Origin of the sequence: Brevibacillus sp. HB1.4B (assembly GCF_013284285.1) — a bacterium.
Classification (GTDB): domain Bacteria; phylum Bacillota; class Bacilli; order Brevibacillales; family Brevibacillaceae; genus Brevibacillus; species Brevibacillus porteri.
The window spans coordinates 19,077-37,813 of record NZ_JABSUT010000004.1 but is presented as its reverse complement, the minus strand read 5'-3'; the positions used below and the strand labels follow the sequence as shown (position 1 = coordinate 37,813).

The following is an 18,737-nucleotide window of genomic DNA, read 5'->3' as shown; positions in this document are numbered from 1 at the left end:
ATTTCATTTCCGATAGGCACAAAGACCCCCAGACATGTAGCTTTTCCTATTCTACTAGGATCATCTCAACAATTTCTGAACAAAAGTCAAAAAGACCATCAGATGTCTCCGCTCCCCTGCCATATAAAAAGAAGAACAGGGACAGATACCTATACGGCAGCTTTTCCCTGTTCTTCTTCATGTTTTTACACTATTTTTTTCGCCGAACCTTCTCTTTCTCTTTTTTCAACAAACGAATTTTTCTACGAGTCTTCCCAGTTTCCATGTACCCTAGCGAAAGCTCCGCCTTCACGCAACACCACAGCTATTCGGTTTCACCTAGTATCTGTTTCCAACAAATTTTGAACAGCCCATTCAATCCTCTCGAACTGTAAGGGCTTTGCGATAAAATCTCGTGCACCTGCCTGGATCGCTTTGATGACAGTGTCGCGTCGTGCAACTGCGGAGCAAATAATGATCTTCGCATCCTTATCCAGCTCCATGATTTTTCGGGAAGCAGCCAAACCGTTCATGCCCGGCATGGTAATATCCATCATGACGAGTGACGGTCGATACAAACAATAGTTTCTAACAGCTTCCTCCCCTGAATCAGCTTCTGCAACTACCTCAACACCTAATTGCTCAAACATGTGACGGAGCATGAGTCTCGTAAACGCTGTATCATCAACAATTAAAATGCTATTCATCCAAAATGATTTCTCCTATCTTTTATACCGCGACTTTCAAACCATCCTAAAGGGTTTCCTATACGCAAAAATGACATAATCTGACCATTTTCTACATTCTACTAGGAACATCTAAACAGTTTCTGAACAAGAGAGCATCGTCAGAGAAATAAAAAAGCCGAAGCATCTGCTTCGGCTCTACTCACTTTTCTATTCGGTTCTCTTTTCCCGAAATTATTCAATGAACTCACTATATTTTTCTAGAACATCTTCTTTTAACGCAATCCCTGAATTTTTGCTCAGTGATTTTTCACTTTTTGCTGATTTTGAATCTAAATTAAATTTTCCTAAATCATTGTTAATTACACTGTACTGTCCATGTCCATTATCATTCAAGAAAATAATGTACTTCTCACCTTGTTCCATTTCTTTATATTCATCAATCGTGATTTTTTTCGTTCCATCTAACTCGATCATACCAACAGGTTCTATTATGGAAAGTGTTTCAGATTCTTCTAAATCAAAGTCATTCGGAGATTTAATAATCTTATCTATCTCAATCTCTGTTAACGTATAAAAGTCTTGCAAACTACCATCTTCATAATAACTGGTCTTATGTTCTCGATCTGAAAAGTCAGAGGTTGGAGTCCCTATCAGAATTAAATCTGCTTCATCCAACTCCTCGGCACTTTCATATGTCATATAAAGTGCTTCTAAAGAGATTGTTTCCATTGGCTCATTCTTTTTGGAAAAGGTGCTGAAAGCTGCGCACACAAAAACGATGGCAGTCAACATGATTCCAATTGCTATTTTCATATACAATCGATTCATTTTCAGATTCATCCAAAAACCTCTCCTTTGACTTTATATTATTTCTCTTTTCTATTGTCCCCATTTATTCTTTAATTCTGTCTTATCATAGGAGCTTGGTCCTCTACTTTGTATCCCTTGTTTCATAACAGAAGTTACGTTGCCAACAGGATGTGCCAATTTCAGACTGTGTCCAATTTCGTGTGTAGCATTCGAAATTCTTTCAGCTTCGCTCATATTAAACGCGTCCATATTGTTGTGAAATATATGAACTTTGGTGGAGCTCCAATTACTATTAATAGTTGCCATCCGAGTACCATTATACGGGTCCATCCTTCCTAACAACCCTTGAACACTCGTTTCTCCTACATAGTATTTATCTGAATTCTCATGCGTCCGTGAAACAAAGCTAACCTTTGATGAAATGCCTTCCCAATTACGAATGGCTTGGTTATAAACATTCTCGTAGTCATAGGAGTAGTTGTATACGGAGGAATCAAACTCATATACCGTAGTCCCTCCCCATGTTTTTCCTCCCTGCCAGTAATCAGCAAGTGCAGACTGAATAGGAACAATCAATAAGAGCGTTGCAATACCTAAGCTAGTAAATTTTCTCTTCATGACTCACACCTCTTTTTCCTTTTTTTGGAATTTATACCAATTGTATGAATATTTCCGCAAGTTGTAAATACTATATTTTCGGAGAAGATAATTTACACCCCAAATCAAATCGTCCGCCGAATTGGATAGAATCGGAGGTAAAATCATGGTACAAAAGAAAATTCTATTACTCCTTGGACTGCTCTTCCTCTCAGGGTGCAATGAAAAACCGGTCGAAAACATCACCTTGCAAGCCGTTGTTCAAGCATTTGATTCGAACACACTGCCTTTGACGAAATCCGAAAACGCAGATTACTTTGTCCTGAACGGTCAATCCCCTGAAAAATATGCAGTGAACGGAAATCCCCTGTACATTTATGTGTTTGCATCAGAAGAAGATGCCAAAAAGGGATTGGAAGATTTCTTTAACCAAACGGAAAAATTGAACATGGTTATACCGCAAATATTTGCGGCAAAAAACGTTTTGATATTTTATCTTAGCTCCGAGACGAGAACAGATCCCTTTTCAGAAAGGGACGAAAAAATCTTGTCTATCGTCAATTCCATCTCGGTTAAAGAATAGCGGTTCGTGGGTCTTCTCGTTCCAACGCAAAAAGCCGAAGCATCGCTTCGGCTCTTTTTGATCCTCTTCCATTCTCCTCTTTCATTACCAAGCTGCTATACAACTATCCGTACGCATATCAGTACCACCGCTCAGCACACCATTTTCATCACGCCAAATGCTCCGGGAAATGACGCTCCAGCTCCACCGTTTTGCCTTCCATCCACTTCCAGCGCGGCGGAAACATGACCTTGAGGCTGCATGAAGCCACCCATTACACCTTATGGGCCAACCGCTGTTCCTTACGTTCTAAGATTGTTCTTTTGTTCTCTTTTGCCAAGAAGATCTTTAGCAAGTATGAGATACCACGCAACTATTTCCATAAAAGCAAGGATAACAAACAATGCCCATATTTCCCCTTGGGTAAGGTGGTACAACAGGTTATCAATTTCTGTACCAGAACCGCGCATCAAGGACTGCAAAAAAAATACAATTGGACCGAAAATAGAAAAAAATATAGTTATCATCGAAAAAAGGGTACGCCGTTTCCGAATTAGATACACAATACTACTGATTATTGTTATGAGAATAAATATATAATAGACATTCCACACCCATGGAGGTAAAGTTTCCATGGTAGCCCTCCCTTCCATCAGTCAAGCTCCAGAATTTGTTTGATCAGTTGCTCTATTTGATCGAGCGAATAACCACTCGAAACAAAGCTTTTGTTTCCCCTTTTCCAAGACCATACATATTAATTTGAACCATTCCTGATAATAGATAAACATCCTCTCTTTGACGATGTCATTTCTAACAGCAATAGAACAAAGTTCAAAGAAAAGAGGAATCCAATTATCTTCATTGCTTAACTTATAGAATATCTTTATTCCTTGACTGATTATGCTTTCAAAGGTGGCGTTGGAATATTGTAAAGGATGACTACTCTATTTCAGAACAAAGCCAAGAGGCTCCCTACTCATTCCTTATCGATCGATCTTGAGGGATTGAACGTTAGCTATGCGGAGAATTTGCTTCGAGTTAATGATCGCAAAATGAATAAAACTAATAAAATTAAACTACCTGCTTACTTAGCAAATGCTACGTACGACCAGAATAACATTTATGTTTTGAATTACAATACTACAACTGAGAAGAATGAACTCCATGATTTTTCCGGTAATGCTGGATTACTCATATTAAATAAAGATTATAACTCTATTGAAAAGAATATGAATTTAAACTTAGGATACATGAAATCTAAGTTTGAAAAAATAAATTATACATACTATCACAAATGAAAGATCATACCGAAGACGGGGCAAAGTTTGCAATAGTGGATTTGAGATCGCTACAAATTGAACAGGTATTTCAATTGCCTGTTCTTGATACCAAAGTACAGGATTTTCTTGTTTTGGATTAAACTCAGACATAATGTCAGCAGCAAGCTCTGGCATTATGTCTGAAAATAGTATTTTAGTTCCTTACCAAGCTGCAATACAACTATCCGTACGCATATCAGTACCACCACTCAGCACACCATTTTCATCACGCCAAATGATTTGACCGCGCCCGAAGTAATTGCCGAGCTGCGCCCACTTGATGGTATGGCCCCTGCGCTCCAAGGCTTGTGCCAAATGCTCCGGGAAATGACGCTCCAGCTCCACGGTTTTGCCTTCCATCCACTGCCAGCGCGGTGCATCGAGCGAAGCTTGCGGATTGAGGTGGAAGTCGATCGTGTTCATGACCACCTGTACGTGTCCTTGTGGCTGCATGAAGCCGCCCATTACGCCGAATGGCCCCACTGCTTTTCCATCCTTCGTCAAGAAGCCCGGGATAATGGTGTGGAACGTTCTTTTGCCTGGCTCCAAGCAATTGTCATGAGCAGGGTCCAGCGAGAAGTTATGACCGCGGTTTTGCATGGCAATCCCCGTCCCCGGCACAACGACCCCAGAACCAAAGCCCATGTAATTGCTTTGGATAAAGGACACCATGTTGCCCTCACCGTCAGCAGTCGCCAAATAGACCGTGCCGCTCGTTTTCGGCTGACCAGGCTCTGGCGTCAAGGCTTCATGACCAATCAGTGCACGGCGAGTGGCAGCGTATTCCTCTGACAACAATGCTTCCTTGGAAACTTTCATTTTGCTCTCTTCTGTGATGTATTTCAATCCATCGACAAATGCCAGCTTCATCGCTTCGATTTGCTTGTGATACGTTTCCGTCGTGTCTTTTGCGTCAAAATCAAAGCCTTTCAGAATGTTCAACGCCATCAGACCGATCATTCCTTGCCCGTTCGGCGGGATCTCCCACACATCATAGCCGCGGTAGTTGACACTGATCGGCTTCACCCATTCCGGCTCATAAGCAGCCAAGTCTTCTTTGCGCAAGTAGCCGTCACACTCCCGGGAAAACGCGTCAATCTGGTCTGCCAGCTCTCCGCGATAGAAGCTCTCTGCATTTGTTTCCGCGATTTGACGCAGCGTCTCAGCATGACCCGGCGACTTCCAGATGTCGCCCGCTTTTGGCACCTTGCCATCTGGCGTAAAGGTAGAGAACCAATGTGCGAACTCTTCTCCTTTGCATAGCTGGGAAAACTTTTTGTGTGCGGCATTCCAATAATGCGCCAATGTTGGTGATACCGGATAGCCATTCTCCGCATAATCAATCGCTGGCTGCAAAACCTCTGTCAGTGGAAGACGTCCAAAACGCTTGGACAAGGCGGCCCACGCAGCAGGTGCGCCTGGTACCGTGACAGGTGTCCAGCCGTAGGTCGGCATTTCTTCCAGACCTTTTGCTTTTAATGCCTCAATGGAGATTCCTTGTGGAGCAGGCCCGCTTGCATTCAGTCCATGCAGCTCGTCTTTGATCCACACGAGGGCAAATGCGTCTCCCCCGATGCCGTTCGAGGTCGGTTCTACTACAGTTAGGCACGCAGCCGTTGCAATCGCCGCATCCACCGCATTTCCGCCCTTTTTCAATATATCGAGACCTGCTTGTGCCGCCAGTGGCTGCGAGGTCGCCACCATGCCGTTCTTGGCAAAAGTCGTCACACGCTTCGATGCGTATGGGTATTCCATTGCGTCATAGTTAACCATGATTTATGCCTCCTTAAGTAGTTCTTTGTTAGCCATTATGAAAACCAATGAGAGCCCTTTTGGTTTGAGTCAACATAGTGGAGGAGAAGAAAAAGCACAGTTCTCTTCGACTCTGACACGCCAGCAGGGGGGAATTACTGTCCGTCTCCACTTCAAAAAGGGGACCGTCGAGCCAAAGCCACCCTACGGGCGGAAGTTTCTCAGGGAAGAGGTGTTCGACAACCTTGCTCCCCTTTTTGAAGTTCCGACTGGGTAGGCGTTGTCAAGGTCTACGAGCCCTGTGCTTTTTCTTCCTACCAGCTTACGTAAACTTTCCTAGCCGATGAAAACAAACCCGTAAGCCATCGCTCCCAAAATGACAAAAGCGGGATGGACCTTCCATGTTTCGAGCAGAAGGTAGGATGCCACTGTCAAAATCCCTGTTTGCATCCAGCCGATTCCCTCGACTGCGCCCATCAGGAATTGATACGTCATCGTTCCAAGCAAAACAGTAACGACTGGCCGTACCGATTGGGTCATCGCTTTTACCTGTGGAGCACTGCGAAATAAATTAATAAAGCCCATCAATAAGACCATCGCAATCGCTGTTGGAGCTACCGTTGCCAATAACGCGACTACTGCACCCGGTACACCCGCTACCTGATAGCCAATGTACCCAGCGAGCTTGGTCGCGATTGGGCTGGGCAGCGCATTTCCTACCGCCAACACTTCTCCGAATTCCTGTACAGTCATCCACTGGTAATGGTCAACCACTTCATTTTGGATCAACGGGATGCTCGGTGGTCCTCCCCCGTACCCCAAAATGTTGGAGATGAAAAAGGCCCAAAATAATTGCAGGTAAATCATGCTACTCCCTCCTTGCCATCCTTGTTCTTGCGCTTGCGGACAGACCAAGTAGAGTAGGCAAATGAAACGGCCAGCGCAATTCCTACTACGATGCCCGGATGCCAATCAAGGAAGAGCAACGCTACGAGTGAGAGGGCGAGTGAAAGGCTCACACCTGCTTTGCTGGACGCTCCCTTCCAGCCCTTTGAAAGGAATTCCCATGTAAGGACGCCTGTCATGACTGCGATTACGGGACCGATTGCCTGGATCATGCCGTATACACCCGGCGCATCCTTCCATTGATAAATGACTTGCAGCAAACCGATCATCACAAGCACGATTGGCATCACTACTGCGATGTTTGCCACCAATGCACCCTTCCAGCCTTTTACCCGATAGCCGATAAATGCGGCCAGCTTGGTCGCAATTGGTCCTGGAAGAGCGTTGCCGAGCGCCAGATTGTCGGAAAAGTCCTCATCTGTCACCCATTTGTACTTTTTCACGCATTCGGTGTAAAAGAGAGGAACCATCGTAGGTCCTCCCCCAAACCCGAAGATTCCGATGCGGAAAAAGGCGAGAAATAATTGCCAGTAAATCATAGCTGTACCTCCATCCTTGCCTAGCTAGCGGATAAGTTCGCCCGATTGCACCAAATGACAGGATACCAGTTGGCCCTTGCCGATGTCTGACAGACTGGGCACCTGCGTCTTGCAAGTCTCTGTCGCATATGGACAACGCGGATGAAAAGTGCAGCCGCTCGGTGGATTTGCTGGACTCGGCAAATCGCCTGTCAACAAGATCCGTTCGCGCTTTTGCCGTGGTTTCGCTACTGGAACAGCCGAGAGCAGCGCCCGTGTATACGGATGACTCGGATTCTCAAATAGCGTCCGCTTGTCAGCAATTTCTACGATCCGGCCCAAATACATCACCGCGATCCGGTCGCACAAGTGCTTCACGACCGACAAATCATGCGAAATGAACATCAGGGTCAGATTGAATTCTTTTTTCAAATCCTTCAACAAATTGAGTACCTGTGATTGAATCGATACGTCCAATGCAGATACGGGCTCATCGGCAATGATCAGCTTTGGTTTTACGACCAGTGCGCGGGCGATTCCGATCCGCTGTCTCTGCCCACCGGAAAAATCGTGTGGGTGGCGGTTCAGATGTTCTTTTCGCAAGCCAACGACCTGAATAATCTCTTCGATGACTTTTTCCCGCTCTGCCTTTGTCCCGATGTTGTGCACCATCAGCGACTCCATCAAAATCTGCTTGATCGTCATCCGTGGATTCAGCGAAGCGTATGGGTCCTGAAAAATCATTTGCAGGTTCCGCCGCATGACGCGCATTTCTTCTTTTGGAAGTTTCGCTAAATCTTTGCCGTCAAACCAGACTTCTCCTGCTGTCGGCTCCAAGAGGCGTAGAATCGTTCGGCCTGTCGTAGACTTGCCGCAGCCCGATTCTCCTACAATCCCAAGCGTTTCACCCGGATACACGGTCAGATCAATACCATCGACTGCTTTTACATGTCCCGTTGTCCGCTTCAAAAATCCACCCTTGATGGGAAAATGCTGTTGCAGCCCTTTTACTTCTAAGAGAGGTGTCGTCATGCCTGTTCTCCCTCCTTCGCGTACAGCCAGCAGCGACATTTTTGATTGTCCAGTTGCAAGAGTTCAGGGGGCTTTTCGTGACAAATCGCTATCGCTTGCGAACAGCGCGGGGCAAAACGGCAGCCCACTGGCATTTGATACGGCAGGGGAACTGCTCCTGGAATGGTTTCCAGATATTCGCGCTCTTCGTCCAGCTCCGGAATCGAGTTCATCAGACCGATCGTATACGGATGCTTCGGACTGTCAAACAGCGTATCGACATCTGTCTCCTCTACGACTTGCCCTGCATACATGACGATCACGCGGTCACACATCTCGGCTACTACACCCAAATCATGCGTAATCAGCATGATGGAAGTTCCTGTCTTTTCTTTTAAATCGCGCATCAAATCGAGAATTTGCGCCTGAATCGTCACATCCAGTGCCGTTGTCGGCTCGTCTGCAATAATCAGCTTCGGATCGCAGGACATCGCCATCGCGATCATTACACGCTGGCGCATCCCTCCTGATAGCTGATGCGGAAACTCTCCGTAAATCTCTTCTGCACGAGGCATTCCGACTGCTTTTAGCATCGCAATCGCCCGTTCCTTTGCCTCTGCCTTCGTTACCTTGCGATGCAGCATGACTGCTTCCTCAATTTGTTTGCCTACAGTATGCAGCGGATTGAGGGATGTCATTGGCTCTTGAAAAATCATCGCGATTTCGTTACCGCGTACACCTTGCATTTCTTTTTCCGACAGCGCAAGCACGTTCTTCCCATTGAAGCGAATCGATCCTTCCGTGCTTCCGTTGGGCGGCAGCAAGCGCATGATCGACAGGCTGGTTACACTCTTCCCACAGCCGGATTCGCCCACGACGCCAAGCGTTTCACCAGCACGGATAAAGAAGTCGACGCCGTCCACGACACTGACGACACCGCTGTCCGTGCGAAAACGGGTTCTTAGCTGTTCCACTTCCAAGATGGTCGTCATCTGCTCCACTCCTTTTCTCCCGTGTAGGGCATTCATTATTTACGTGCGCGTGGGTCCAGAACTTGCTGTAGACCATCCCCCAACAAGTTGAAGCCCAGCACGACTAAGAAGATGGCAATCCCCGGATAAAATGTCGCATAGGGCGCGACGGACATAAGTGTTTGTGCTTGGTTTAGCATGCTTCCCCAGGAGGGAGTCGGCGGCTGTACACCCAATCCGAGATAGGACAAGGATGCTTCTGCGATAATCCCGGATGCCATTGCCAACGTCGCTTGAATCACAATGGGGTTCATGGCGTTCGGCAAAATGTGGCGGAAAATAATGCGCGCATCCTTTACCCCAACCGAACGTGCTGCTTGAATATACTCCATATTTCGAAGCGAAAGAACTTGACCGCGTGTAATCCGTATAAAAGCAGGGGCAAAACCAATCCCAATCGCTAGCATGGCATTCCCGAAGCCTGAACCGAGCACCGCCGAAATCGCCAGAGCCAAAATGAGAAACGGAAAGGCTTGCATCGCATCGACGCTCCGCATGACGATCCACTCATCCCAAAAGCCGCGGTAGTAACCGGACAACAGTCCAATCGGCACCCCGATCAGCATTGCAATACCGACAGAGATCAGCGCTGCCTGAATGGAAATGCGCGCCCCGTAAACAACACGGGAGAAAATATCCCGACCGAGATCATCGGTCCCAAACAAATGCTCACCATCTGGCGCTATCAAAATTTTGTTATAGTCTTGTGCATTGGGGTCGAAGGGTGCGATCAGCGGCGCGAAAATCGCCACGAAGATCAATCCGAGGATAATCACCGCTCCGATGACGCCCAAGCCATTCCGGAGAAATTTGCCCACGGTTTTCATCACTCACCTGCTCCTTTCCCAGCCTTAATGCGCGGATCAATGACAGCGTACAAAATGTCGACAATCAGGTTCACCAAGACAACGAGAACCGCAGAAACAAGAATGGCTCCTTGAACCGTTACATAATCACGTTTGAAGACAGATTCCACAATCAGACGGCCAAAGCCAGGAATCGAAAAAATCGACTCGGTAATCACCAGACCACCTAACAAGCCTGCGATCATCAAACCCGAGGTCGTTACCACTGGAACCATCGCATTTCTTAGCGCATGCCCCAGAATCGTGCGAGCCTCATTCAATCCCTTCGCTTTCGCTGTCCGAATAAAGTCCATGCTCACAACATCGAGCAAAGAAGAACGTAGCATTCGCATCAATACGGCAGATTCTCGCAAGCCCGTTGCCAAACAGGGCAGGATCATGGCCATCAGGTTTTGTGTAGGATTCTCGGAAAAAGGTACATAACCGGATGAAGGCAGCCATTGGTTTTCCACGGCAAAGAAAATAATCATCATCATCGCCAGCCAGAAGCTGGGGATACTCATACCGCCTAGCGCAGTAAAGGTACTCGTATAGTCAATCCAGGTCCCGCGTCGCACTGCCGCGAGAATTCCCGCAGGAAACGCAATCAGAATCGCTACCAAGAACGTTCCGATCGTCAATTCCACGGTAGCTGGTAGTCTTTGCATAATTAAGTCTGCGACCGGCACACGGTCCGTAATCGATATTCCCAAATCACCCGTTACCACTTTTCCTAGCCAGGAAAAATATTGCACCACGATCGGCTGATCCAACCCCAGCTCGGTTCGCAATGCCGCATAGGCTTCCGGTGTCGCTTCCTCTCCTAAAATGACCCGGGCAGGATCGCCCGGGATCATATGAATCAAAGAGAATGTCATAATCGACACCAGCAGGAGAATCGGGATTGTCAGCAATAGACGCCTGACTATGAACATCATGACAATTCCTCCTTGCTCTTGCTGTTATAGTGTTGCGCTACTTATTGCTTGTCCAAATTGGCTGTACGGATCAAACCATCTGGAACATAAGTAAAGCCAGTTACTTTCTTGTTCATGCCGAGCAGTACATATTGGTGGTACATATAGACATAGCCCGCTTCGTCTTGCAGCAATGTAGCAGCTTCGTCATACAGCGCCTTGCGTTTTGCTTCGTCCAGCTCACCACGTGCTTTGATAACCAGTTCATCCAGCTTTGGAATGGAAATACGGCCATCGTTGTTGGATGTATCTGTTACGACGAAGTCATGGAAGTTTTGGTCAGGGTCCTGACGTCCAGACCAGCCCAATTGCATCGCTTCAAATTCACCTTTATCGCCCGTTTCGATCAATTGTCCATATTCCAATTTTTCCAATGTCACATTGATCTTGTGTTGTTTCAGCATGTTTTGCAGTACCGCACCCAGTTGCTCATTCTCTGGAGAAGTAGAGATGTACAGCTTAAAGTTAAATCCGTTTGGTTGACCGCCCTTCGCGAGCAAATCCTTGATTTCCGCTGCATCTGGCGGCTTCGGTGTGTTCAGTGCTTCATTGTAAGCCAGACTGCCTTTTGTAAATGCTGTACGAGCCGGTGCCGCATAGCCGTTAAACAGCACTTTTACCAGAGCATCACGGTCAATGGCACGATCCACAGCCTGACGGAGGTACTTGTTGTCAAACGGCGGGCGGGAGTTGTTCAAGTAAAGCCCTTGGTAACCCATTCCGGATTCCGCCACCAATTGCAGGTTCGCATCGCCTTTGATTGCAGGAATTTCTTTTACAGGTGTATCATCGATGATATCCAGCATGCCGGAGCGCAGGTTTTGCACCTTCGCTGTTCCGTTCGTAAATACTTTGTAGTTCACTTCATCGATCTTCACTTGACCATTCCAGTAGTTTTCATTTTTCTTCAGTGTCACGTGATCGCCTTTTACTTGTTCAACAAATACGTATGGGCCTGTACCAACCGGATGATTAAGGTATTGATCGCCATGTTCCTTCACTGCTTTTGGCGATACCATAATGCCCGAACGGTCTGTTAAGACGGACAGGAATGGAGCGAAAGGCTCTTTCATCTGGATTTTTATGGTATTCTTGTCCACTACGGCAACGGAATCTACGAATTTCAATTCGCCTTTCCGACGAGACTTCTCATCGTTCATGTTACGCTCGAAGTTGAATTTCACTGCCTCAGCGTCAAACTCGGTGCCATCGTGGAATTTCACACCCTGTTTCAGCTTCAATGTATAGGTCTTGCCGTCTGGCGTTACTTCATACGATTCCGCCAGCATTGGCACTATTTTTCCTTCTGAGTCGATATCAAACAACTTGTCATAGAGGCTCGCGTATACTTGACGGTCGTACAGCGATGTCGAGGTGTTTGGGTCCATTGACGGCGGATCTGCCTTTAACCCAATATTCAGTACTTTTTTCCCGGAGGCTGGCGATGTTGTTGCGGCTTTGCCGTTATCTGTACTCGCACTATTTCCTCCTCCACAGCCTGTTACCAATAAAACTGTCCCCAGAACAGCACCGAGCATTGCTTTGCTCACTTTGGTCGAAAACATAGGATGACCCCTTTTCTCTCGTTTTTTCTCCGGTTTCTTCCCAGAATCGTTCGGCATTCATAATCCCAGCGGATTTTCGCCCGATGGCATTCCCCCTTCCAAGGTCACCCATGCCTAACGGATAAAGTTATACTTGGACTTCAGTATTTTCAATTCGTTAATCACATTCGTTTTAGAGATGCCAGGAATCTTGTGCAGCTTTTTGAGTAAAAATTGCGATAATTCTTCGTTACTTGTTACGAGCACCTGTGTGAAAAGCTGATATTCACCAGAAGTGAGTACGATGAGCCTAATCTCAACGGTGTCCGTTAATGCAGCAACCACATCGTCCAGCTTTTCCGCATCCACAGCCACTTGAATCATCGCCTGTACGTGAAACCCTGCCTTGACTGGATTGACAATACCCACCAGACTCAGGGCACCTTCGTCCTGCAATTGCTGGACGCGCATGCGGATCGTCTTTTCCGTGACCCCAAGGTCCTTTGCAATCTGAGTAAACGGCAAGCGCGCATTTCCTTGCAAGGCTCGAATGATCCCGTAGTCGATGTCATCTAAATCAGGATAAAGTGATCTACGAAAAGTCTCTTCCATATAAACACACCTTTATTCGTCTTTTTTCAACAATATCCAACCTTCTTACGGCTCAATTTCAGAAAATATGGTCGAATTCCATAATGATTGTTGTTACTATAATACGATTATCGACATAGCGCAATACTTTATCTGAAAATTTCATTTTGAAAGCATTTTCATTTTATTTTCTCCTTTCTACCTATTCTTACTATAAATAAAACGAAAAAAAAGAGCCTACTCCGCTAGGAGAGGCTCTCTATTAATATTCGATACGGTCCGGAGATTGAGACCATGCTTGAAATGGACTCTGTCTATTCGCAAGATTGATTCTCTGAAAAGGAATGCTGCGTTCCTCATGAGGGAGAACGATCTGCTCATAAATAAACCGATCGTCAAAACCAACATGCGCCGCATCTTCCTTCGTGCAAGCGTAATAGACATTGCGCGGTCTGGCCCAATAGATGGCTCCCAGACACATCGGACATGGCTCACAGCTCGTATACAAGTCACAATCGTTTAACTGAAAAGTTTGGAGATGACGACATGCTTCTCGAATCGCTTGGATTTCGGCGTGTGCCGTAGGGTCATTGCTCGTCGTCACTTCATTGCGTCCTCGTCCAATTACGTGTCCGTCCTTCACGACAATAGCTCCAAACGGTCCGCCTATTTTCTCACGTACATTTTCAAACGCAATCTGAACGGCTTGACCCATCCATGCCTCCCGTTCCATCCGCTAGCCCCCTCGCATCCTTCTCCTTTTATCCTATGTCCCTGCTTATCTGGACATGCTGGAAAAGTCACTAACGGTTCATCGATTGCTTTAAATGGAACAAGTAACGGTTTCGAATGATCCAGAAATACACACCTTGAACAATGACAAAGCTGCACAATACAATCGCAGTCGGTTTAACCACAGACGCGACAAGAATGAGCTTCAACAAGCTTTGCAGGGAGACGAACGCCACCATACTGTGAATAATGGCCACCACAATCGGCACGAAGAACAACAGGGCAACCTGGGTCGTCACGATACGCGTCAGCTCCGCATCCGTGAGTCCGATCTTGGAAAGCGAACCATAGTGCCGTTTGTCGTATTCCAGGTCAGTATACAGACGGAAATAGAGAAAGCTAGCAGCCGCTACAAAGAACAACACGCCCACAAACAACCCGATAAAGAGTCCCATGTTCGCCATTTGTTTCATGGAGTGGTAGTATGGCGCACGAGCTGAAAACGAGTAATTATCTTCGAAATGACTAATATCTTCCTGAAGCTTGAGACTAAGATCCTGCGTTTCCTTCCATCTTGGCACCTCGTACACAAAGCGCTCTTCTTCCTTCATTTTCGGAAGCTGGTCAAACACCTGATTCGGTACGACAACCAATCGCTCAAATTCAATCCCTCTGATCAATGGAGTCATATTCGTATCTGTTTTGACTGCGAGCTGTGCCTTCCCCACTTGCAGCGTTTTGCTCGCTACCGAATCACCAATCCAATTGAGCAGTACGAAGGCCTCTTTATTCGTCATTTCGAGTACAGTCGAATTGGACGCTACCGCCAGCCGGTTATAGTCAGACAGCCTGACTACTCCAACCCTTTCCTCCTGAACCAGTTCTGGCAAAACTCTCATAGCCACTTGATATTTTTCGAAAGAAAAGCCACTTTGCTGCAAGCTCGTTTCGATTAACGACAAATGTTTCGCTCTCTCCTCATCGCTTTGTTTGGACTGGTATTCAAACGCAAATGGATGTGTTTTCATCACCGTAATCTGAATCGACCCAGCCAACGCTGCCAGCGTGCCAATCGCACAAAAAGCAACGGTAGAGACGATGCTGACCAAAAAGAACATCCGTGCATTATCCTTCATCCGATAGGCCAAATCAGAGAGCGTCAGGAGATTCGTACCTTTCCAATAGAAAACGCGACGCTTCTTCAGAAAATCGATGAAGATGACGCTCAGCTGAGTAAACAACAGGTACGTTCCGACAGTCGTCAGCGCAATGACCGGAAGCATCAGCACGAGCACATTCACGCCGTCAGCCGTGAGGGCTAAGGCATAGCTCATTCCCAACAAAGCTACTGCGACCAGAGACAGCACTAACGATGCCCTCGGCTCACGCTTAGACCGACCGCTCCCTTGCAACAGATCCAACAGACTGCGGCTTCGCAACACGAGGACGGTAAACAGCGAAATGGCTGCGTACAAGATGAGAAACGCCACCACTGTCAAACCGATCGCTTTCCACGGGAAGTAAAACCCAAGTGCTTTTACATCCAGCAAAAATCCGGCAAATTGGAAAAACAGCTTGGCGAGAACCAAACCGAGCCCAATCCCGATAGCAATCGAGACAATGCCAATCAGCATGTTTTCCATAAAAATCAGTGTATTCCGCTGCAACGGTGTCATGCCCTGGATAAAAAGGATGCCGAACTCCTTCTCCCTCTTTTTCAGGAAAGCACCGACACAATAAAAGAGAAAAAAGAAAGAAAACAGAAAAATGACGTACTCAGCCGCCATCATTCCAGTGGCTACGGACTCATGAATCTCCTGTCCGATAATTTCCGGATGAAAAATGAACATCGCATAGACGAAAAAGATTAAGACAGAAAAAACGCTACTCATAAAAAACGCAGCGTACATCCGTTTATTTCGTACAACGTTATTACACGCGAATTGTCGAAAGGTCATAAGTGTTCCCTCCCAAAAACGACAACGAGTCAATAATTTTCTGGAAGAATACCTGTCGACTCTCACCGCGATACATCTCGTTATGGAGCTGTCCGTCTTTAATAAAAATCACCCGATGGCAATAGCTGGCCGCCAAAGCATCATGCGTCACCATCATCATGGTGGTATTGTCTCTCTTATTGATCGCTTCCAGTGTCTCCATCACATTGCGCGAAGACTTGGAATCAAGATTTCCTGTCGGCTCGTCAGCGAGCAAAAGCGATGGAGAATGAATGATCGCTCTGGCAATGGCCGTCCGTTGGCGTTGCCCCCCAGACACCTCGAAGGTCCGCTTTTCCAAAATGTCCTGAATCCCTAGCTTCTCTGCAACACTTTGCAGCTTTTCTTCCATGACCGATACTTTCTCATTGTCCAGCGTCAGCGGCAACACGATATTTTCCCCAATCGTCAACGTGTCCAAGAGATTGAAATCTTGAAACACAAAACCGAGCTCACGGCGACGAAACAGAGCGAGTTTATCTTTTTTTAAATGATGCGGATTCGTACCGTTCAAAAGAACCGCACCAGAGGTTGGTGTATCAATAGTGGAGATCATGTTTAATAGCGTAGTCTTGCCACTGCCTGAGGGGCCCATAATACCGACGAATTCGCCCTTGCGAATCGAAAAATCGATATCGGTCAGCGCGCGGTAGGTCACCTTGCCCCCGTATATTTTACTCAAGCTATTTACAGCAAGCATTTCCATGCGCCATTCCCCTTTCTTGCACTTCCAAATTCAACTATACGGAAGTGCGCATAGTCCAGCCATCGAATTAACTTTCAGCTATCTTACTTTCTTGTAAGGTTGGTACGACAGCAGACAAGACGATCCGTACGGTTGTCCCCTCGCCCACTTCTGATTCCATTTCCACCCCATGATGGAGCCGCCCGCAAATTTCCTTCACCAAGTACAGTCCCATCCCGGTAGACTCAGGGTATTTGCGCCCGTTTTCTCCCGTAAAATACGGCTTAAACACGCGGCGAATATCTTCGACAGGGATCCCGATTCCATAATCCTGTACTTCCAGTATGGCATGTGCTCCGCGTTCATACGCACGAATGGTGACCTTGTTGCTTTTTCCTGCTGAATAACGAACGGCATTCGTCAACAATTGGTTGAGGACAAAAGCAAGCCACTTATCGTCCGATTCCACTCGCCAATTTTCATCCACTTTTACCTCGGGATACACCTGGTTGCGGATAAACAGCCGCTTGTTTTCAGCCAACACATTCTGCACCAAGGAACGCAGAGTTACAGGCTCAATCAGGAAGTCCTGTTCAAATCGGTCGAGGCGAGCTATGTACAAAACGGTTTCCAGTCCACGCTTGATCCGGTCCACTTCTTCACGGACGCTCTCAGCTGTTGGATCGTCTTCATTTTGCAGCAACAGATGAATAACCGAAATCGGCGTCTTCATCTGATGAACCCACTGCTGAATAAACGTCGTATGGTCCCGTTGCTTGTTTTCATAGGCATGAAGCTGTTCTTTGTAGATTCGGTACTGCTCCTGACTGATATCATCCATCGCGCGGCACAACGGCGAATTCCCGTATGTCTGGGTCAGTTCCTCTAATGACTCTACCGGCTTGCTCAGTCGCTGATAGATTGTGCGGTGAGACAAATAACGGATGGCGAGAAAAGCCCCCGCAAAAAAAACAGATAAAAACATAACGTAGATCATCAATGACTCATTCCAGTACCCATCCATCGCAAAAATCATAATCAATAAGATCAATTGGATTAGAAAAAACGCTGCGAATGGCCATTGATCTCGAAGGAACAGCTTCATTGCTCTTCCTCCCAAGTTGCACGCAAGCGATAACCGGAACCGCGAACAGTCTCGACAGCTCCCTCTAAGCCTAAGTCCTTCAGCTTGCCACGCACGCGTGTGATGTAGACATTCAGCGTGTTTTCATCGACAAACTGTTCATCCCACAGCTTTTCTAGCAAACGCTCACGGCTGACGACACGCGGATGTTGATTCATCAAGGCTTCAAGCAGTAGCGCTTCCTTTTTGCTCAGCTCGATTTTGGTATCGTACATAGATAGCTCCATTCGCTCCAAAAACAGCTTGAGCCCCGCCACTTCAACCGTACGCTCTCCTTCTTGCGGAGCATATTGTCCGTAAGCCCGACGTAGCTGACTGCGGATTTTAGCCAAAACCACATCGTAGTCGAACGGCTTTGTGATATAGTCATCGGCCCCATTTTCCAAGGCCATCACCTGGTCCATTTTACTTTCTCGTGCAGAGATGAACAGGATCGGGCAGTTGGACTCTTGGCGCATTTGCCGGCACCAATAAAATCCGTCAAATTTCGGTAGATTCACGTCCAACAGAACCAAATCAGGGCGCGACTGGGTAAATACCTCCATGACTCTATCGAAATGTTCAACATTGACCGTTTGGAATCCGTATTTTTCCAGTTGCTCTTGCAGCAGCTGGTTGATTTTCGGGTCGTCTTCTACAATCATAATTGTGGACATCACTCATACTCCTCTCGTCTTGAGTCTCCTCCATTTTATTCTTTACTATACCATTAGAAAACTAGACTACGCCAAGCATTTGGCGTTTCTCTTACTTAGAGGCCACGAGTCTCGTTACTGTTGTGGAGGGGAGGAAACAGGAGAAAACGCTCAGCTTCTAGGGCCACCCGCTGGGGGATTGACTGCACGACTCCATGCAAAAACCGAAACCGCGTCCAAAGTTGTCCTTTCAGGATGTGTTTCAGAGGTGGACGCTTAAGGGCGTGTTTCGATTTTTGCATTGCGTCTCGGTCGGTGTCCCTAAGATCTTCGCTTATTTCTCCCGGTTCCTCTACGAGCTTTCCTACTTAAACGGTTTTTAAAAGACTTAAAAGAATGTAAGGATGTCATCA

19 protein-coding genes and 1 pseudogene are annotated in these 18,737 nt (G+C 46.7%); 1 reads left to right on the top strand and 19 read right to left on the bottom strand.

Features of this window, described 5'->3' with window-relative positions:
* Positions 1-314: 314 nt before the first annotated feature.
* The 3 genes from HP398_RS10860 to HP398_RS10850 all read right to left on the bottom strand — a co-directional run bounded on the left by HP398_RS10860 (position 315) and on the right by HP398_RS10850 (position 2,096).
* The gene (locus tag HP398_RS10860; RefSeq protein ID WP_017249668.1) at positions 315-686 is read right to left on the bottom strand and encodes a response regulator; all 372 of its coding nucleotides are present in this window, start codon (positions 684-686) and stop codon (positions 315-317) included.
* 213 nt (positions 687-899) lie between these two features.
* Complete coding sequence (locus HP398_RS10855; RefSeq protein ID WP_173622561.1) at positions 900-1,508, bottom strand: hypothetical protein; 609 nt, start codon at positions 1,506-1,508, stop codon at positions 900-902.
* Between the two features lie 39 nt (positions 1,509-1,547).
* A complete protein-coding gene (locus HP398_RS10850) occupies positions 1,548-2,096 on the bottom strand; it encodes a hypothetical protein (protein WP_017249666.1) in 549 nt (182 codons plus the stop codon).
* Positions 2,097-2,241: 145 nt separating this feature from the next.
* Between HP398_RS10850 and HP398_RS10845 the strand changes: the two genes are divergently transcribed.
* Positions 2,242-2,658, top strand: coding sequence for a hypothetical protein (locus HP398_RS10845; protein ID WP_173622560.1), 417 nt, complete (start codon positions 2,242-2,244; stop codon positions 2,656-2,658).
* A gap of 84 nt (positions 2,659-2,742) precedes the next feature.
* Here the strand turns inward: HP398_RS10845 and HP398_RS10840 are convergent.
* The 16 genes and pseudogenes from HP398_RS10840 to HP398_RS10765 form a co-directional block, all read right to left on the bottom strand.
* Positions 2,743-2,918, bottom strand: a pseudogene (locus HP398_RS10840) (gamma-glutamyltransferase); the annotation flags it as partial.
* 21 nt (positions 2,919-2,939) lie between these two features.
* Entirely contained in the window at positions 2,940-3,272 is a 333-nt protein-coding gene (locus tag HP398_RS10835) for a hypothetical protein (protein WP_017249663.1), read from the bottom strand.
* An 846-nt stretch (positions 3,273-4,118) separates the two neighbouring features.
* Positions 4,119-5,729, bottom strand: coding sequence for a gamma-glutamyltransferase (gene ggt, locus HP398_RS10830; protein WP_173622559.1), 1,611 nt, complete (start codon positions 5,727-5,729; stop codon positions 4,119-4,121).
* 315 nt (positions 5,730-6,044) lie between these two features.
* Positions 6,045-6,575, bottom strand: a complete 531-nt coding sequence (locus tag HP398_RS10825; RefSeq protein ID WP_017249659.1) for a chromate transporter — start codon at positions 6,573-6,575, stop codon at positions 6,045-6,047.
* A complete protein-coding gene (locus HP398_RS10820) occupies positions 6,572-7,153 on the bottom strand; it encodes a chromate transporter (RefSeq protein ID WP_017249658.1) in 582 nt (193 codons plus the stop codon). The genes HP398_RS10825 and HP398_RS10820 overlap by 4 nt, the downstream gene beginning before the upstream one ends.
* 24 nt (positions 7,154-7,177) lie before the next feature.
* The gene (locus tag HP398_RS10815; protein ID WP_026043174.1) at positions 7,178-8,164 is read right to left on the bottom strand and encodes an ABC transporter ATP-binding protein; all 987 of its coding nucleotides are present in this window, start codon (positions 8,162-8,164) and stop codon (positions 7,178-7,180) included.
* Complete coding sequence (locus HP398_RS10810) at positions 8,161-9,135, bottom strand: ABC transporter ATP-binding protein (protein ID WP_026043173.1); 975 nt, start codon at positions 9,133-9,135, stop codon at positions 8,161-8,163. Before HP398_RS10810 ends, HP398_RS10815 begins: the two co-directional genes overlap by 4 nt.
* Positions 9,136-9,170: 35 nt before the next feature.
* Positions 9,171-10,001, bottom strand: a complete 831-nt coding sequence (locus tag HP398_RS10805; RefSeq protein WP_017249657.1) for an ABC transporter permease — start codon at positions 9,999-10,001, stop codon at positions 9,171-9,173.
* Entirely contained in the window at positions 10,001-10,957 is a 957-nt protein-coding gene (locus HP398_RS10800; RefSeq protein ID WP_017249656.1) for an ABC transporter permease, read from the bottom strand. Before HP398_RS10800 ends, HP398_RS10805 begins: the two co-directional genes overlap by 1 nt.
* Before the next feature lie 41 nt (positions 10,958-10,998).
* On the bottom strand, positions 10,999-12,561 hold the full coding sequence (locus HP398_RS10795; protein WP_173622558.1) for an ABC transporter substrate-binding protein: 1,563 nt from the start codon (positions 12,559-12,561) through the stop codon (positions 10,999-11,001).
* 114 nt (positions 12,562-12,675) lie between these two features.
* Positions 12,676-13,152 (bottom strand): Lrp/AsnC family transcriptional regulator, encoded by a 477-nt coding sequence (locus HP398_RS10790; RefSeq protein ID WP_069847451.1) that lies wholly within the window; start codon positions 13,150-13,152, stop codon positions 12,676-12,678.
* Between the two features lie 241 nt (positions 13,153-13,393).
* Positions 13,394-13,864, bottom strand: coding sequence for a nucleoside deaminase (locus HP398_RS10785; RefSeq protein ID WP_017249653.1), 471 nt, complete (start codon positions 13,862-13,864; stop codon positions 13,394-13,396).
* A gap of 70 nt (positions 13,865-13,934) precedes the next feature.
* The gene (locus HP398_RS10780) at positions 13,935-15,821 is read right to left on the bottom strand and encodes an ABC transporter permease (protein ID WP_017249652.1); all 1,887 of its coding nucleotides are present in this window, start codon (positions 15,819-15,821) and stop codon (positions 13,935-13,937) included.
* Positions 15,796-16,566, bottom strand: coding sequence for an ABC transporter ATP-binding protein (locus HP398_RS10775; RefSeq protein ID WP_007729857.1), 771 nt, complete (start codon positions 16,564-16,566; stop codon positions 15,796-15,798). Before HP398_RS10775 ends, HP398_RS10780 begins: the two co-directional genes overlap by 26 nt.
* A gap of 67 nt (positions 16,567-16,633) precedes the next feature.
* The gene (locus HP398_RS10770) at positions 16,634-17,650 is read right to left on the bottom strand and encodes a sensor histidine kinase (RefSeq protein WP_017249651.1); all 1,017 of its coding nucleotides are present in this window, start codon (positions 17,648-17,650) and stop codon (positions 16,634-16,636) included.
* Complete coding sequence (locus HP398_RS10765) at positions 17,647-18,345, bottom strand: response regulator transcription factor (protein WP_017249650.1); 699 nt, start codon at positions 18,343-18,345, stop codon at positions 17,647-17,649. Before HP398_RS10765 ends, HP398_RS10770 begins: the two co-directional genes overlap by 4 nt.
* Between the last annotated feature and the right edge of the window lie 392 nt (positions 18,346-18,737).

Excerpts from the sequence above, each read along its gene's own strand:
- HP398_RS10850 (WP_017249666.1), bottom strand. The coding sequence starts at position 2,096 with ATGAAGAGAAAATTTACTAGCTTAGGTATTGCAACGCTCTTATTGATT.
- HP398_RS10805 (WP_017249657.1), bottom strand. The coding sequence starts at position 10,001 with ATGAAAACCGTGGGCAAATTTCTCCGGAATGGCTTGGGCGTCATCGGA.
- HP398_RS10800 (WP_017249656.1), bottom strand. The coding sequence starts at position 10,957 with ATGATGTTCATAGTCAGGCGTCTATTGCTGACAATCCCGATTCTCCTG.
- HP398_RS10785 (WP_017249653.1), bottom strand. The coding sequence starts at position 13,864 with ATGGAACGGGAGGCATGGATGGGTCAAGCCGTTCAGATTGCGTTTGAA.
- HP398_RS10790 (WP_069847451.1), bottom strand. The coding sequence starts at position 13,152 with ATGGAAGAGACTTTTCGTAGATCACTTTATCCTGATTTAGATGACATC.
- HP398_RS10860 (WP_017249668.1), bottom strand. The coding sequence starts at position 686 with ATGAATAGCATTTTAATTGTTGATGATACAGCGTTTACGAGACTCATG.
- HP398_RS10815 (WP_026043174.1), bottom strand. The coding sequence starts at position 8,164 with ATGACGACACCTCTCTTAGAAGTAAAAGGGCTGCAACAGCATTTTCCC.
- HP398_RS10775 (WP_007729857.1), bottom strand. The coding sequence starts at position 16,566 with ATGGAAATGCTTGCTGTAAATAGCTTGAGTAAAATATACGGGGGCAAG.
- HP398_RS10825 (WP_017249659.1), bottom strand. The coding sequence starts at position 6,575 with ATGATTTACCTGCAATTATTTTGGGCCTTTTTCATCTCCAACATTTTG.
- HP398_RS10855 (WP_173622561.1), bottom strand. The coding sequence starts at position 1,508 with ATGAATCTGAAAATGAATCGATTGTATATGAAAATAGCAATTGGAATC.
- HP398_RS10780 (WP_017249652.1), bottom strand. The coding sequence starts at position 15,821 with ATGACCTTTCGACAATTCGCGTGTAATAACGTTGTACGAAATAAACGG.
- HP398_RS10765 (WP_017249650.1), bottom strand. The coding sequence starts at position 18,345 with ATGTCCACAATTATGATTGTAGAAGACGACCCGAAAATCAACCAGCTG.
- HP398_RS10845 (WP_173622560.1), top strand. The coding sequence starts at position 2,242 with ATGGTACAAAAGAAAATTCTATTACTCCTTGGACTGCTCTTCCTCTCA.
- HP398_RS10820 (WP_017249658.1), bottom strand. The coding sequence starts at position 7,153 with ATGATTTACTGGCAATTATTTCTCGCCTTTTTCCGCATCGGAATCTTC.
- HP398_RS10810 (WP_026043173.1), bottom strand. The coding sequence starts at position 9,135 with ATGACGACCATCTTGGAAGTGGAACAGCTAAGAACCCGTTTTCGCACG.
- HP398_RS10770 (WP_017249651.1), bottom strand. The coding sequence starts at position 17,650 with ATGAAGCTGTTCCTTCGAGATCAATGGCCATTCGCAGCGTTTTTTCTA.
- HP398_RS10835 (WP_017249663.1), bottom strand. The coding sequence starts at position 3,272 with ATGGAAACTTTACCTCCATGGGTGTGGAATGTCTATTATATATTTATT.
- HP398_RS10795 (WP_173622558.1), bottom strand. The coding sequence starts at position 12,561 with ATGTTTTCGACCAAAGTGAGCAAAGCAATGCTCGGTGCTGTTCTGGGG.
- ggt (WP_173622559.1), bottom strand. The coding sequence starts at position 5,729 with ATGGTTAACTATGACGCAATGGAATACCCATACGCATCGAAGCGTGTG.